15 protein-coding genes are annotated in these 13,661 nt (G+C 64.5%); 5 read left to right on the top strand and 10 right to left on the bottom strand.

Features of this window, described 5'->3' with window-relative positions:
* The gene (gene lptF / locus U5A82_RS09290) at positions 1 to 1,221 is read right to left on the bottom strand and encodes an LPS export ABC transporter permease LptF (RefSeq protein ID WP_326290342.1); all 1,221 of its coding nucleotides are present in this window, start codon (positions 1,219 to 1,221) and stop codon (positions 1 to 3) included.
* Positions 1,222 to 1,350: 129 nt separating this feature from the next.
* Between lptF and U5A82_RS09285 the strand changes: the two genes are divergently transcribed.
* Complete coding sequence (locus U5A82_RS09285; protein ID WP_326290340.1) at positions 1,351 to 1,845, top strand: DUF2141 domain-containing protein; 495 nt, start codon at positions 1,351 to 1,353, stop codon at positions 1,843 to 1,845.
* Between the two features lie 9 nt (positions 1,846 to 1,854).
* Positions 1,855 to 2,823 (top strand): diacylglycerol/lipid kinase family protein, encoded by a 969-nt coding sequence (locus U5A82_RS09280; RefSeq protein ID WP_326290338.1) that lies wholly within the window; start codon positions 1,855 to 1,857, stop codon positions 2,821 to 2,823.
* Positions 2,824 to 2,943: 120 nt separating this feature from the next.
* Here the strand turns inward: U5A82_RS09280 and U5A82_RS09275 are convergent, their stop codons facing one another.
* The 7 genes from U5A82_RS09275 to U5A82_RS09245 form a co-directional block, all read right to left on the bottom strand.
* Positions 2,944 to 3,462 carry a DUF2239 family protein gene (locus tag U5A82_RS09275; protein WP_326290336.1) on the bottom strand — a complete coding sequence of 173 codons (519 nt, stop codon included), beginning with the start codon at positions 3,460 to 3,462 and terminating at the stop codon, positions 2,944 to 2,946.
* Positions 3,463 to 3,529: 67 nt separating this feature from the next.
* Positions 3,530 to 4,306 (bottom strand): exodeoxyribonuclease III, encoded by a 777-nt coding sequence (gene xth, locus U5A82_RS09270; protein WP_326290335.1) that lies wholly within the window; start codon positions 4,304 to 4,306, stop codon positions 3,530 to 3,532.
* Between the two features lie 128 nt (positions 4,307 to 4,434).
* Positions 4,435 to 4,761 carry an iron-sulfur cluster insertion protein ErpA gene (gene erpA / locus U5A82_RS09265; protein ID WP_326290334.1) on the bottom strand — a complete coding sequence of 109 codons (327 nt, stop codon included), beginning with the start codon at positions 4,759 to 4,761 and terminating at the stop codon, positions 4,435 to 4,437.
* A 212-nt stretch (positions 4,762 to 4,973) separates the two neighbouring features.
* The gene (locus tag U5A82_RS09260; RefSeq protein ID WP_326290332.1) at positions 4,974 to 5,702 is read right to left on the bottom strand and encodes a M23 family metallopeptidase; all 729 of its coding nucleotides are present in this window, start codon (positions 5,700 to 5,702) and stop codon (positions 4,974 to 4,976) included.
* Between the two features lie 107 nt (positions 5,703 to 5,809).
* Complete coding sequence (locus U5A82_RS09255) at positions 5,810 to 6,619, bottom strand: ferritin-like domain-containing protein (RefSeq protein WP_326290331.1); 810 nt, start codon at positions 6,617 to 6,619, stop codon at positions 5,810 to 5,812.
* Positions 6,616 to 7,077, bottom strand: coding sequence for a thioredoxin-dependent thiol peroxidase (gene bcp / locus U5A82_RS09250; protein ID WP_326292893.1), 462 nt, complete (start codon positions 7,075 to 7,077; stop codon positions 6,616 to 6,618). The genes U5A82_RS09255 and bcp overlap by 4 nt, the downstream gene beginning before the upstream one ends.
* On the bottom strand, positions 7,077 to 9,776 hold the full coding sequence (locus tag U5A82_RS09245) for a bifunctional [glutamine synthetase] adenylyltransferase/[glutamine synthetase]-adenylyl-L-tyrosine phosphorylase (protein WP_326290329.1): 2,700 nt from the start codon (positions 9,774 to 9,776) through the stop codon (positions 7,077 to 7,079). The genes bcp and U5A82_RS09245 overlap by 1 nt, the downstream gene beginning before the upstream one ends.
* A gap of 84 nt (positions 9,777 to 9,860) precedes the next feature.
* Here U5A82_RS09245 and U5A82_RS09240 point away from each other — a divergent pair, with 84 nt between their 5' ends.
* Complete coding sequence (locus tag U5A82_RS09240; RefSeq protein ID WP_326290328.1) at positions 9,861 to 10,052, top strand: hypothetical protein; 192 nt, start codon at positions 9,861 to 9,863, stop codon at positions 10,050 to 10,052.
* A 114-nt stretch (positions 10,053 to 10,166) separates the two neighbouring features.
* Here U5A82_RS09240 and ypfJ read toward each other — a convergent pair whose 3' ends face one another.
* Positions 10,167 to 11,039, bottom strand: a complete 873-nt coding sequence (ypfJ, locus tag U5A82_RS09235; RefSeq protein ID WP_326290327.1) for a KPN_02809 family neutral zinc metallopeptidase — start codon at positions 11,037 to 11,039, stop codon at positions 10,167 to 10,169.
* A 148-nt stretch (positions 11,040 to 11,187) separates the two neighbouring features.
* On the opposite strand from ypfJ, the gene U5A82_RS09230 reads away from it, so the two are divergent.
* A complete protein-coding gene (locus U5A82_RS09230) occupies positions 11,188 to 12,381 on the top strand; it encodes a patatin-like phospholipase family protein (RefSeq protein WP_326290326.1) in 1,194 nt (397 codons plus the stop codon).
* Positions 12,378 to 13,169 carry a 3-hydroxybutyrate dehydrogenase gene (locus U5A82_RS09225; RefSeq protein WP_326290325.1) on the top strand — a complete coding sequence of 264 codons (792 nt, stop codon included), beginning with the start codon at positions 12,378 to 12,380 and terminating at the stop codon, positions 13,167 to 13,169. Before U5A82_RS09230 ends, U5A82_RS09225 begins: the two co-directional genes overlap by 4 nt.
* Before the next feature lie 210 nt (positions 13,170 to 13,379).
* Here U5A82_RS09225 and U5A82_RS09220 read toward each other — a convergent pair whose 3' ends face one another.
* Positions 13,380 to 13,610, bottom strand: a complete 231-nt coding sequence (locus U5A82_RS09220; RefSeq protein WP_326290324.1) for a hypothetical protein — start codon at positions 13,608 to 13,610, stop codon at positions 13,380 to 13,382.
* Between the last annotated feature and the right edge of the window lie 51 nt (positions 13,611 to 13,661).

Raw genomic sequence — 13,661 nt, 5'->3', positions numbered from 1 at the left:
TCAGGCCGCTCCTTCCGCGACGTCGGACGCGGGCGGGCGACGGCGGCCGAAGCGCAGAAGCCGGACGATCTGCTTACCCAGTTTGGAGAAGGCGACTTCGAGCGCGCCGATCGGCTGGCCGCCGGGTCGGTTGGCGATCACATGATACATCCACAGCACCAGGCCGGAGGCGAGCAGGAACGGTCCCCACAGGGCGATGATCGGATCGACCTTCCCCAATGCGCCGATGCCTTCGCCATATTGGTTGACCTTATGATAGGTGACGATGAACACGATCGAGAGGAAGACGCCGAGCGCGGAGGTGGATCGTTTGGGCGGGATGGCGAAGGCCAGCGCGGCGAGCGGCAGCAGGAACATGAACACCACCTCCACCATGCGGAAGTGGAAATTGGCGCGCACTTCGTCCTTCAGCTTTTGCGGCGTCGCGGGATTCTTGCCAATCACCATGAGTTCGGGAATGGTCTTTTCCCGGTCGACGTCGCGGCCCCGGAAATTCTCGATCTGCGGCAGGTCGATCGGCAGATCGTGGCTGGAGAAGGAGAGGATGCGCGGCGTCTTATATTTGGGCGCGTCGTTCACCAGCACGCCGTTGCGCAGGCGGAAGATGATGACGTCGGGATCGTCGGTGGCGAGGAAAGTACCCTGCGCCGCCGTGACCGCGACCGACTGGCCGTCGCGGCTGACCGCGCGCACGAAGATGCCTTGCAGATTGCGGCCTTCGTCCAGGCTGCGTTCGATCCGCAGCGTCATGCGCTTGCCCAGATTGGTGAACTCTCCGACCTTGATCGACGCGCCGAGCGCACCCGAGCGCAGTTCGAATCGCAGCGCCTCATAGGCGTGGCGCGAGAGCGGCTGGACGAAGCCGACGATGCCGAAATTGAGCAGCGCCAGCGCGATCGCATACATATAGGGCACGCGGAGCAGCCGACCGTAGGACAGACCGACCGCGCGCATCACGTCCAGTTCGGACGACAAAGCCAGCTTGCGGAAGGCGAGCAGGATGCCAAGCATCAGGCCGATCGGAATGCCGAGCGAGAGATATTCGGGCAGCATATTGGCCAGCATGCGCCACACGACGCTGACCGGCCCCCCTTCCGCCGCGACGAAATCGAACAGGCTGAGCATCTTGTCAAGGACAAGCAGCATCGCGGCGATCACCAGCGTACCCAGCATGGGCACCGCGATCAGGCGGGCGAGATAACGATCGGTGGCGGTCAGCATTCTCTAAGTCGTCGTCCCATCACCATGTTTTGGCCGCAAACCCCGCCCATATGCGAGTCAGTATAAAAGCGGGGCGAACAGGGGCCTGCCGTCCGGTTCATATCGGCGGCTATAGCTTCCAGGAGTTTGATGGTCATGGTAAAAGTTGCAATGGGTTTGATGTCGGTGGCAGCGATGATCGCTGCGGTCCCGGCGATGGCCCATGGCGAGGAAATCGCGAACGATCTGGGGCGGTGCGAGAGCAGTGCCAAGGGACCGGCCGTGCTGGTCGATGTGCGCGGTTTCGCCGCCGCCACCGGCAAGGTGCGCGTTCAGTCCTATCCCGCGACGAAAAGCGCCTGGCTGACCAAGGGTGAGTGGCTCAACCGCATCGATACGGTGGTGAAGCCGGCGAATGGCGCGATGCGCTTTTGCGTGCCGGTGCCACGCACGGGTGAATATGGCATCGCCGTGCGGCATGATCGCGACGGCAATGGCAAGACCGATATTGCGCGGGACGGCGGCGGATTTTCCAACAATCCGTCGATCAGCATCTTCAACCTGGGCAAGCCGGGCGTGGAGAAGGCGGCCTTTCATGCCGGGCCGGGCGTGACGAAAATTACGATCAACCTCAAATATATGTGATCCAAAGCCATGGTCCGCGTCGCGCTTCTGTCCAATCCGAAATCCACCGGCAACCGGCAGACCCTTCCGCGCGTGCGCAGCTATTGCGCCAGCAACCCCGACATCTTCCATTATGAAGTGGAGCATGTCGACCAGATCGGCCGGGCATTCCAGACGATCGCCCGCGTCGATCCGGCGGTCATCGTCATCAACGGCGGGGATGGCACGGTGCAGGCGTCGTTGACCGAACTCTATCAGGGCGAGCATTTCAAGGGCCGGGTGCCGCCGATCGCGGTGCTACCCAATGGCAAGACCAACCTGATCGCGCTGGACCTGGGCATCCATGGCGACCCGATCAAGGCGCTGGAACGGATCGTGGCGATCGCCAAGGCGGGCGTGGACGATCATGTCGTCGCGCGCGAACTGATCGCTCTGTCGGACGGCGCGGTGGGCAGCCGTCCGGTGCTTGGCATGTTTCTGGGGGGCGCGGGCCTCGCCGATTACATGCTCTATTGCCGCAACCAGATCTATCCGCTGGGCCTATCCAATGGCCTGAGCCATGTGATTACCGCAGTCGCGGTCGTGTTTTCGCTGCTGTTCGGCATCCGCGCCAAATTCCTGCCACCATCGGGCAATCCGGTGCGTATATCGCTGATCCGTGATGGGCAACTGGTCGGCCGCTTTGCGGTGCTGATCGTGACGACGCTGGAACGGCTGCTGCTGGGCGTCGATCCGGGCGACAGCCGACGCGGCAATATGAAGCTGATGGCGGTAGACCAGAATCTGCCGTCCCTGCTGCGGCTGGTATGGGCCAGCCTGTTCAAGCGCGTGGGCAAGCGGCAGATGCAGGGCATCCACCTGGAGCAGGGCGACACGATCCGGATCGAAGGCGATCGCAGCAGCGTCATCCTGGACGGCGAATTGTTCGAGGCGTCGGAAGGCAAGCCGATCGTGCTGCGATCGACACAGCCGGTGCCGTTCCTGCGGCTGGCGGCCTAGCTTTTCACTTACCGCTGACCCGTTCGTCCTGAGCGTTTGCATGACAGGTCGTCGAAGGGGGCGACTTTCGTCGTGAAGAAAAGGGCTTCGACAGGCTCAGCCCGAACGGTTTGAGAGGTCTTACATAAGGGCCGGAGCCGCGAGCGCGCGGGCGTGGTCGCGGATGCCCGAGGGCCAGTCCTGAGACAGCGAATTGAACAGTTTTGCGTCCTTCGCGAACAGGGCGCGGATCGCCGCTTCATAGCCGGGGCGGTCGCCCGCCATCGCGGTCATGAAATGATAGGCCGCGTCCATCGCGGCGCGCGGATCGAGGGTTTCGGCGCTGGACTTGCGCGCGGTTTCCACGAGGCGGCGCAGGGTCGCCGACGCGCCGCCGGGCTGGGTGGCGAGCCAATCCCAGTGGCGCGGCAAGAGGGTCACTTCGCGCGGTTGGACGCCGAGTTTGGGGCGGCCCCTGCCCCGCGGTGCCTCCACAGCGGCGCCGCGCAGATCGATATCGACCTGACGGCCGGTGGCGTCTTCGAACAACAGAATATTTTGCGCGTCGTCGCCCATGGCGTGCAGGGCGTCGCGGATTTCGGCCTCGTCGCCGGTCGCAATCCACAGGTCGCCCGCAAAGGCCGTCAATGTGCGTTCCATGCCGAATCTCCTTCGACACGGTTATTATTACCCGGACTTTATTGTGTCAATATAATCCGGGTAATATTTATTCGGCGCGCAGTTCCACCCATGTCGGGGCGTGGTCACTGGCCTTTTCCCGGCCGCGAAAATCCTTGTCGACCTGCGCGTCGATCAGGCGGTCGGCGGCGGCGGGGCTGAGCAGCAGATGATCGATGCGGAAGCCCGCATCGCGCGGCCAGCTGTTCGCCTGATAATCCCAGAAGGTCCATACGCCCCCGGCCGGATGGCGGCTGAGGATCGCATCGGTCCAACCATCATTCAGCAGACGGCGATAGGCGGCGCGGCTTTCGGGCTGCATCAGCGCGTCGTCCTGCATCGCCTTCACCGAAAATGTGTCCACGTCGCGGGGTATGACGTTGTAATCGCCCGCCAAAATCGCTGGCACTTCCTCCGCCCAGATGTGTGCGGCCCGCTCGCGCAGGCGCTGCATCCAGCGCAGCTTGTAATCGAATTTCGGGCCGGGCTGCGGATTGCCGTTGGGCAGGTAGATGCTGGCGACGCGCACCCCCTTCACATCGGCTTCGAGATAGCGGCTATGGTCGTCCTCCGGCTCGCCCTCCAGGCCCCGGCGCACTTCGACCGGGGTTTCCCCGCGCGCGAGGATGGCGACGCCGTTGAATCCCTTTTGCCCGTGCCAGATGACGCCATAACCGGCATCCTCGATATCCTTGACCGGGAAGGTTTCGTCGCTGGTCTTGATTTCCTGGAGGCAGGCGATGTCGGGGCGCGTCTCGTCCAGCCATTCCAGCAGCCGCGGCAGGCGCGCCTTGATGCCGTTGATGTTGAAGGTGGCGATGCGCATGAGTTTATATCCGTTCGTGCTGAGTAGGGGCTGAGCGAAGTCGAAGACCCGTATCGAAGCACCACTATCCTTCGATACGCCATTTCGACAAGCTCAATGGCTACTCAGAACGAACGGATTAAAGATGATTACACCGAGAAGCTGGTGCCGCAGCCGCAACCGGCGGTGGCGTTGGGGTTCGTCACCTTGAACGCCGCGCCGCCCAGGTCCGAGACGAAATCGACGGCGGAGCCCCGCACGAGGTCTAGGCTGACATCGTCCACCACCAGCGTTACGCCGTCCCGCTCGACCGACAGATCGTCCGCCTCGATCGCTTCGGCCAGGCCGAAGCGATATTGAAAACCGGAACAGCCGCCCCCCTCCACGGCCAGGCGCAGGATCGCGGGCTTGCCCTGCTTGGCGGCGATCGCGGCAACGCGGGCGGCGGCGGATGGGGTGAGATCGATGTCGGACATGCTGTTTCCTAAAGCAACTCGCCTTAAATCGCTATCGTTTCCGTATCCGTTCGCCCCGAGCCCGTCGAAGGGCCTGGCTCCCCAAAGAAAAGAACAGGGCTTCGACAAGCGCAGCCCGAACGGCTTTAAGGCTTCATGCCTAGATAGGATCAAGCAAAAGGCCCGGCAACCCATAGGGGACCGGGCCTTTTACGAGAGCCTGTAATTTGCGATTAGTCGGCGGCTTTTTCGTCCGCCTTGGTCGGGCCGCCCATGGCGAGCGGCGGCTTGGTGTTCATCGCGACCAGATAGTCGGGACCGGCGACGAAGGGCAGCGGGTTGATCGCCGCGCCGTCCACACGGACTTCATAATGGAGGTGGCTGCCGGTGGAGCGGCCGGTCGACCCCATCAGGCCGATGATCTGGCCGCGCTTCACATAGCTGTTTTCGGCGACCAGCAGCTTCGACATATGGCCGTAGCGCGTTTCCATGCCGCTGCCGTGCGAGATCTGGACGAGGTTGCCATAGCCGCTGGCCCATCCGGCGCGGCTGATGATGCCGTCGGCCGTGGCGTGGATCGGGGTGCCGATGGGGCCGGGAATGTCGATGCCTTTGTGCATGCGGGCGGCGCGGTTGAAGGGGTCGGAGCGGACACCGAAATTCGAGGTCAGGCTTAGCTTTTCGACCGGGCGGCCCGACGGGATATAGGCGGCGGTCTTGGCGTTGCCGTCCAGGCGCTGGAGGCTGGAAAAGAGGTTGGAGAAACCGACGTCGGATGGCCCGAGCGGGCTGGTGTTGATTTCCGATGCCTCCCCATAGGGATCGTCGGTTTCGGTGGCGTGGGCCGGGGCGGTTGCGCAGAGCGCGCCGATCATCCCGATACTGGCTACCAGCCTTTTAACCTTGATGCGGGTCTGGAACAAACGCGACCCGCGAGCATTAACCGAATGACGAACCGACATGCAGACCCCGACTATGTCACCGGAGGCTTTATGCCCTCGGCGCTTCCCGTGTTTCACTTATTGGCGACCTGGATCGCCCCCGCCGGATGCAGACTGCAAATCGCGCATCATGTTGCAAGCGCGACGTAGAATTCTTCCGTCAAACCGGCCTGCCGACGCGCCGAGCCGTTGAACGGCGGCTTAACGCTGCCCCTAAAGTGGCGTTTCACAAGCATTTGGTAATGATTGGCGGCGTCCAGCCCCGATCGGTTCGTCGCTGCGATGAACCATTTGGTGCCAGCCGAAACGTGCCGAATCTCGTCCGCCATGATGCGTCGCAACATGCGTCCGGACAGCCGGTCCCCTGCCCCTTCGAACCGGTCGATCGTGGCGGGCGTGATATCCAGCGCGCGCGCTTCCAACACCATGGGGACGATGGCGAGCCGCGCTAGAACGTCGCCTGCCGTCTCGCTGGCCGCCTGCCACAAGCCATCATGCGCGGGCAGCGCGCCATAATGGCTGCCCATCTGGCGCAGGCGGCGGTCGAGCAGCGCGAAATGCATCGCCTCTTCAGCGCCCACCTGCATCCAGTCGTTGGTGAAGGCGACAGGGAATTGCGCGCCGAAACGGCCGATCAGGTCGAACGCCAGATCGATCGCGACACATTCGATATGGGCGATCGCGTGGAGCATCGCGATGCGCGCCCGATCCGAACCGATCTTGCCGCGCCGGGGCATCTGCGCGGGCGGCAGGAGTTCGGGCTTTGCGGGGCGCGCGGGCGTATCGGGCATCGCGACGTCGAAGCGATGCGCCAGTCGTCCCATCCGCCAGGCCCGCGCCACGGCGCGCGCCGCCATCAGCTTGTCCCGCGGATCGGGGGTCAGCAATATATGAGCGCAGGCCGCCCCCACGCTGGTGACGGCATCGGGCAGGATCAAAGCGCCTTCACCGCCTCCAGCACCTCCTGCGCATGGCCCTTCACCTTTACCTTGGGCCAGACCCGCAGGATCGCGCCGTCCGCGCCGATCAGGAAGGTGGCGCGTTCGATGCCCATATATTTGCGACCATAGAGTGATTTTTCGACCCAGGTGCCGAACGCCTCACAGGCCGCACCCGATTCGTCGGAGGCCAGGATGACGCGCAGGCCATATTTGTCGGCGAACTTCTTGAGCTTGCCCGGCTTGTCCTTGGAAACGCCGATGACCGGCACGCTGACCTCCGCAAAATCATCGGCCAGCGCGGTGAAGTCCTTCGCCTCGTTGGTGCAGCCGGGCGTGTCCGCCTTGGGATAGAAATAGACGACCAGCGGCTTGTCGCGATAGGCGTCCAGCGTGAATTCCACGCCTTGCGCATCGACCAACGTAACGGCGGGGACGGACATACCCTGTTCCAGCATCATGCTTCCTCCTGATAGGGCGCGGCGAGCGCGGCCCAGGCTTCGCCCACGCATTGCCGCGCCTTGGCATAGCTTGCAAGCAGCCCGTCCCAATCCGCCGCGCCGCAGGCGCGCGCGACCAGCGGCCGGGTGGCCTCCGCCGGCTGCGTCGATTTGGGCGACACAAGGCGGGAGACGACCAGATAGCGGGTGACGAGATCGTGCGCAGCGATGAGGCCGGCGGGCAGATGCCCGGCGGCGACGAGTTCGGCCAGCGCCTTGCTCAGGTCCGGATCGAAGGCCATGCGATAATGGAACTGGTTGACGTGGATCAGAAACTCCAGGTCAATGAGGCCACCCGGCACCAGTTTGACGTCGAGATCGCTGGCGGGCGGCTTATGCTTCGCAATGTCGCCGCGCATCTTCACCGCTTGGCGTGCCAGATCGTCGAAGTCGCGGGGGCGCTGGAGCGTTTCAACGAGGATCGCGTCGAGCGCGGCACGCGCCTGTGGCGATCCGAAGACCGGGCGGGCGCGGGTCAGCGCCAGATGCTCCCAGGTCCAAGCCTCTTCCCTCTGATATTTGGCGAAGCTGTCGAGGCTGACCGCCAGCAACCCCTGCGCGCCCGACGGGCGCAGGCGGGTATCGACTTCGTAGAGCGGGCCGGACGCGGTGGAAACGGACAGGGCGTTGGTGATCCGCTGGGCCAGGCGATTGAAATATTGGGTCGCGCCCAAGGGCCTGGGCCCATCCAATTCGGTCGAGAAGGCGCCGGTGAAGAGATAGACGAGGTCGAGGTCGGACGCATGGGTCAGCACGCCCCCGCCCATGCGGCCGAGCGCCAGGATCAGCAGTTCGCCGCCCGGCACTTTGCCATGGGCGGTTTCGAATTCCGCGATGGTGCCCGCCGCCAGTGCCTCTATCGCGGCTTGCGCGACGCGGCCATAGCCCCTGCCCGCCTCCAGCGGATCGCCGCCACGAATGATCTGCGCGCCCAGCGCGAAGCGGCGATCGCCGACGCGCTGGCGCACCCGGTCGAGCAGCGCCTGATAATCCTCGCCCGGTTCCAGCATGCCAAGCTGCGCCGCCAGTTCCGGCACGGGCGGCGGCGGATCGAAGGCGGTGGCGTCGATCAGCCCGTCGATCAGTTCGGCGCGGCGGCCCAGCGCATCGGCCAGCGTGGGCGCGTGGCTGAGCAGTTCGGCCAGCAGTTCCACCAGCGCCGGGCGGGCGGCGAGCAGCTTGAAGAAGTTGATGGCGCTGGGCAGGCGGGCGATCATGTCGTCCAGCCGATTGAGCGCGCGGCTGGGATCGGGCGCCTGCGCCAGCGTGCGCATCAGGCCGGGCAGCAGCGCTTCCAGCGCGTCGCGCGACGGGGCGCTGCGCAGCGCGCGGATGGTGCCGCCGCGCCAGCGGGCGATGCGGGCGAGCGGGGTTTCGGGATCGGCAAAGCCAAGGTCGGTCAGTTGCTGTTTCAGGCGATCGTCATCATGGGAGAGCGCCGCGTCGTCCTTTTCGGGACTGAGCCGGTCGTAGTTGCGCCCGACCCATTCGACATGCGGGCGCAGCAGGTCGAGCAGCGCTTCGCCGTCGGCCAGTCCGTGGAGGCGCGCGACATTGTCGAGGCTGTCTGATGATTTGGGCAGTTCGTGGGTCTGTCGGTCCTCCACCATCTGGAGCCGATGCTCGATGGTACGGAAAAGAGTATAGGCCTCGTCCAGCCGGGCGGCGACCTCCGGCTCGATTATGTTGGCCGCCGCCAGCGCACGCAGTGCCTCGCGCGTATTGCCGGACCGCAGCGCGGTATTGCGGCCGCCGTGGATAAGCTGATGGACCTGCGCGAAAAACTCGACCTCGCGGATGCCGCCGCGCCCGCGCTTGAGGTCATAGCCGGGACCGAAGGCCTGGCCCTGCGCATAATGGTCGCGGATGCGCCGCGATATGTCGACGATGGCGTCGATCGCACCGAAATCCAGGCTCCGTCGCCAGACGAAGGGGCGGATCTGGCGCAGGAAATAGTCGCCAAGCGCTATGTCCCCCGCTGCCGGGCGCGCGCGGATGAAGGCGGCCTGTTCCCACCCCATCGCGGTCGATTCATAATAGCCGATCGCAGCCTCCACCGGCAGGGCGATGGGCGTGGCTTCGGGCGAGGGCCGCAGGCGCAGGTCGACGCGAAAGACATAGCCATCGCCGTCGCGCGCGGTCAGCAATTCGCTCATCCGCCGACCGATGCGCACGGCGGCGTCGGCGACATCCTCCCGCTCGCCATGTGGCAGGGTGGCGGGATCGTAGAGCAGGATCGGGTCGATATCCGACGAGTAATTGAGTTCGCGGCTGCCATGCTTGCCGAGCGCCAGGACGACGAAGCCCTTATGCTCCGCATCAGGATAACGTTCGCGCATCGCGGCGGCGAGCGCTTCCTCCAGCGCCTGGTCGGCGAAGTCGGACAGGGTGCGGGTGACGCGGTCCATGTCCCATGCGCCCGCCAGATCGGCGGCGGCGACCGCCAGCGCGATGGCACCGCGACGGCGCCGCAATGAACGGGCAATGCTGGCGTCCGGCGCGTGTTCGGGGCCGCCCGCCGCCTGCGCAACGACCAGCGCGCCGTCATGGTCGCCCGCCGCCAGTCGCTCCACCACGGCCGGGAACCGGTCCAATGCGCGCGACAGGAAGGGCGAATGGCCCCTGATCCGGGCTTGCGTTTCCAGCCAGTCGGTCACGTCGTCTCTCCCTTATGCCCGCGCTATCGCTTGGCCTTGCGACGAATGCCAGAAACTTTTGGGCCACAAAGCCGTTCAGCTTTCATGGACATCCAGCGCAAAGCTTTCGGCCGATCGGCAACAGGGCGGGAGGGCGGCAGCGGCCCCATCGTCACCGTCGCCGTGCCGGAGCCATATGAAGGGGTCGGCAACGCCCTTCGCGCCACCTACGCGCCAGGGCGCGATGTCATACCCGACGACATGATGGCATTACTCGCGAAGCTCGACCGGCACTGAACATTTTGCCCGTTTCCGGGCTTTGCCGACCCACTGCCAACTCGGAGCAGTTTCAACCTCAAATCATGACGGCAGGCGCGCAATGGCTACGCGCCTGCCGTCATGCGACAGCCGTCAGATTGCGCCCTTGAACGTGTCGCATTGAGCGGGGTCACCCGTCGACAGCCCCTTTTGCAGCCATTCCATGCGTTGTGCGCTGGTTCCGTGGGTGAAGCTTTCGGGGACGGGGCGGCGGCCTGCGGCCTTTTGCAGCGTGTCGTCGCCGATCGCTTCGGCCGCGCGCATGCCTTCCTCCAGATCGCCCGCTTCCATGAGGTTGGTGTCGCGCGCTGCCCAGACCCCGGCGTAGCAGTCGGCCTGCAATTCCATCTGCACTTGCAGCGCATTGCCTTGCGCTTCCGATGCGCTTTGCTGCGCCTTGCGGATCTTGTCCGCTTCGCCGGTGATGGTCTGGATATGGTGGCCGACCTCATGCGCGATGATGTAGCCGATCGGGAAATCGCCCGGCGCGTTGAAGCGCGTTTGCATCTCGTTGAAGAAATCGGTGTCGAGATAGATGCGCTGGTCAGCCGGGCAATAGAAAGGCCCCATCGCCGATTGCGCCGCGCCGCAGCCGGACTGGCCGTTCTGGCTGTAGAAGACCAGCTTCGGGGGCGGATATTGCTGTCCCTCCGCCTTGAAAATGTCGGTCCAGCGTCGTTCGGTCGAACCCAGCACTTTGAGCGAGGTGCGCTGGACGTCGGTCAACTGGCCGGTCGCCGGGCGTTCCGTCTGCACCTGCTGCCCACCACCGCCACCGCCGATCAGGCTGAGCGGATTGATGCCCATGACGACCATGATGATGAGCACGACCGCGATGCCGCCGCAGCCGAAGCGGCTACCTATCAGCGGCAGGAGCATGCCCAGGCCACCGCCCAGTCCGCCGCCACCGCCGCCGCCGCGCTGTATTTCGTAATTGCTGCTTTCCTGTTCGTCGTCGAGCCGCATGGCGCCCTCCCCTTTTCGTCAATCCCTGCCTACGCGATCCGGCACATCCGGGGAACCGCCCGATGCCGCGAAGGTTGCGGGGAGGCCATGAAATGTTACGAGACATTAAGTTGGAATCGCCTTGGCAAAGCCTATATTGCACTGCGACATGGCTGACATCGATCCCCCGCGTGCAGACGCGAAACCACCCCGCCGCCACCGCACGCCGCTGCCCCTGCCCCGGGAAGTCGCGCTGCTGTTGCAGGGCGGCGGCGCGCTCGGCTCGTACCAGGCGGGCGTCTATGAACGGCTGGACGATCTGGGCATCGACGTCAGCTGGGTCGCGGGGATTTCGATCGGTGCGATCAACGCGGCGATCATCGCCGGCAATCCGCCGCATCGCCGCATCAGTCGGCTGAAGAAATTCTGGTACACGCTGTCGGGCGGCATGCCCAACATGATCCTGCCGGAAATCGACCATATCCGCGAAGCGGCGCATCTGGGCGCGGCTGCGGTGGTCGCCACCTTCGGCGTGCCGGGCATGTTCCGTCCGCGCCTCTGGCCAGCGACGATGATGCCCGAAGGCACGACGGGCGCGATCAGCTTCTACGACAGCGCACCACTGAAAGACACGCTGGATGCCTGCGTCGACTGGGATCTGCTGAACGACGGGCCCGTCAGGATGTCGGTTGGCGCGGTCGATGTGGAGACGGGCAATTTCGCCTATTGGGACACGCGTGGCCCGGGCGGCAACACGCGGATCGATGCGCGCCACATCATGGCGTCGGGCGCGCTGCCCCCTGGCCTGCCTCCGGTCGAAATCGACGGGCGCTGGTATTGGGACGGGGGCCTGGTGTCCAACACGCCGCTGTCCCATGTGCTCAATCACCAGACCGAGGACATGCTGGTGTTTCAGGTCGACCTCTTCCCCGCCGAAGGGCCGATGCCGCGACAGATGACCGACGTCTATTCGCGGATGAAAGACGTGCAATATAGCAGCCGCACCCGCCAGGTGACGGACCAGTATCTGCGTCTGCGCCGCGAACATGGCGCGATCGAAGCGCTGCTGAACAAGCTGCCGCCCGAATTGCAGGACAGCACCGAGGCGAAGGCCCTGCGCCAGTGCCTGGACCGGGGGTCGGTGAACATCGTCCATCTGATCTATCGCTCGCGCAACTGGGAAAGCGGCGCGAAGGATTTCGAATTTTCGCGATCGACCATGCTGGATCATTGGAGCCAGGGCCGCGATGCGGTGGAGGAAGTGATGCACAAGGGCGACCTGATCGCGCGCAACATCGTCGACGGCAAGAGCGCGACCTTCGACCTGGACGAACCCGATCATCTCAAGGAGAAAATGGCATGAGCACGTCTTTAGCAGGCAAGACCGCGCTGATCACCGGATCGACGTCGGGCATCGGGCTGGCCTATGCCAAGCTGCTGGCCGGCGAAGGCGCCAACATCGTCATCAATGGTTTCGGCGATGCGGATGCGATCGAGACGGAACGGCTGGCGCTGGAGGCGACGAGCGGGGCGAAGGCGCTTTATTCGGGCCACGACCTGACCAAGGCCGAAGAGATCGAGGCGATGATGGCCCAGGCGGCAGACGCCTTCGGCGGGGTCGACATCCTCATCAACAATGCAGGCACGCAGCATGTCGCGCCGGTCGATGAATTTCCAATCGACAAGTGGAACCTTATCATCGCACTGAACCTGAGCAGCGCGTTCCACACCAGTCGGCTCGCCATTCCCTATATGAAGTCGAAGAAGTGGGGGCGCATCATCCAGACGGCGTCGGCCCATTCGCTGGTCGCATCGCCGTTCAAGAGCGCCTATGTCACGGCCAAACATGGCCTTGCCGGCCTGACCAAGACGATCGCGCTGGAAGTCGCGACTGACGGCATCACCGCCAACTGTATCTCGCCCGGCTATGTGTGGACGCCGCTGGTCGAAAACCAGATTCCCGACACGATGAAAGCGCGGAACATGACGCGCGATCAGGTGATGAACGACGTGCTGCTGGCGGGACAGCCGACCAAGCAATTCGTGACCGTCGAACAGGTTGCGGGCGTCGCCCTGTTCCTGTGCAGCGATGCGGCCGCCAATATCACCGGCGCGAACATCAGCGTCGATGGCGGCTGGACAGCGCAATGATGCGACCATCCATGGGCCGTCGAACGGCCCATGGATATGATCCGGCCTAGGACCAATCGACATTCAGATGATGACGAGCCGAGCCAAAGGCCACCGAAGGTAAAATGGTTGTTTTTTGTGACCCGGAGCGCAGCGTACTAAAAGTACGTGAGCACCGGAAGCCCGGAAAATAGCCATTTGCAGGCCGCCAGGGCTGAATGTCGATTGGTCCTAGCCGGTCGGCGGGGTCAACAGGCGCAGGACCGATTGCAATCCATCCTCGCTGTTGGTCGCCAGCGCCAGCGGACGATCGGCCAGCCCGTCATGTTCGCTATTGAGGAACAGGATCGCATCGGACGCGCCCAGTTGGGCGATCGCCAGCCGCGTGATCCGCCCCTGCCGCTCGGCGGCGTCGGGCGCCAGGCGCACCGCGTTGCGCGGCGTGAAGCGGCGACCGGACATGGAACGGCCCCCATTTGCGGGGGCCTGGCTCGGCTTTTCGTCGGTCGCCAT

This window comes from Sphingobium sp. CR2-8, from assembly GCF_035818615.1.
GTDB lineage: Bacteria > Pseudomonadota > Alphaproteobacteria > Sphingomonadales > Sphingomonadaceae > Sphingobium.
The sequence above is the reverse complement of the archived record's forward strand: the minus strand, read 5'-3'. Positions and strand labels throughout refer to the sequence as shown.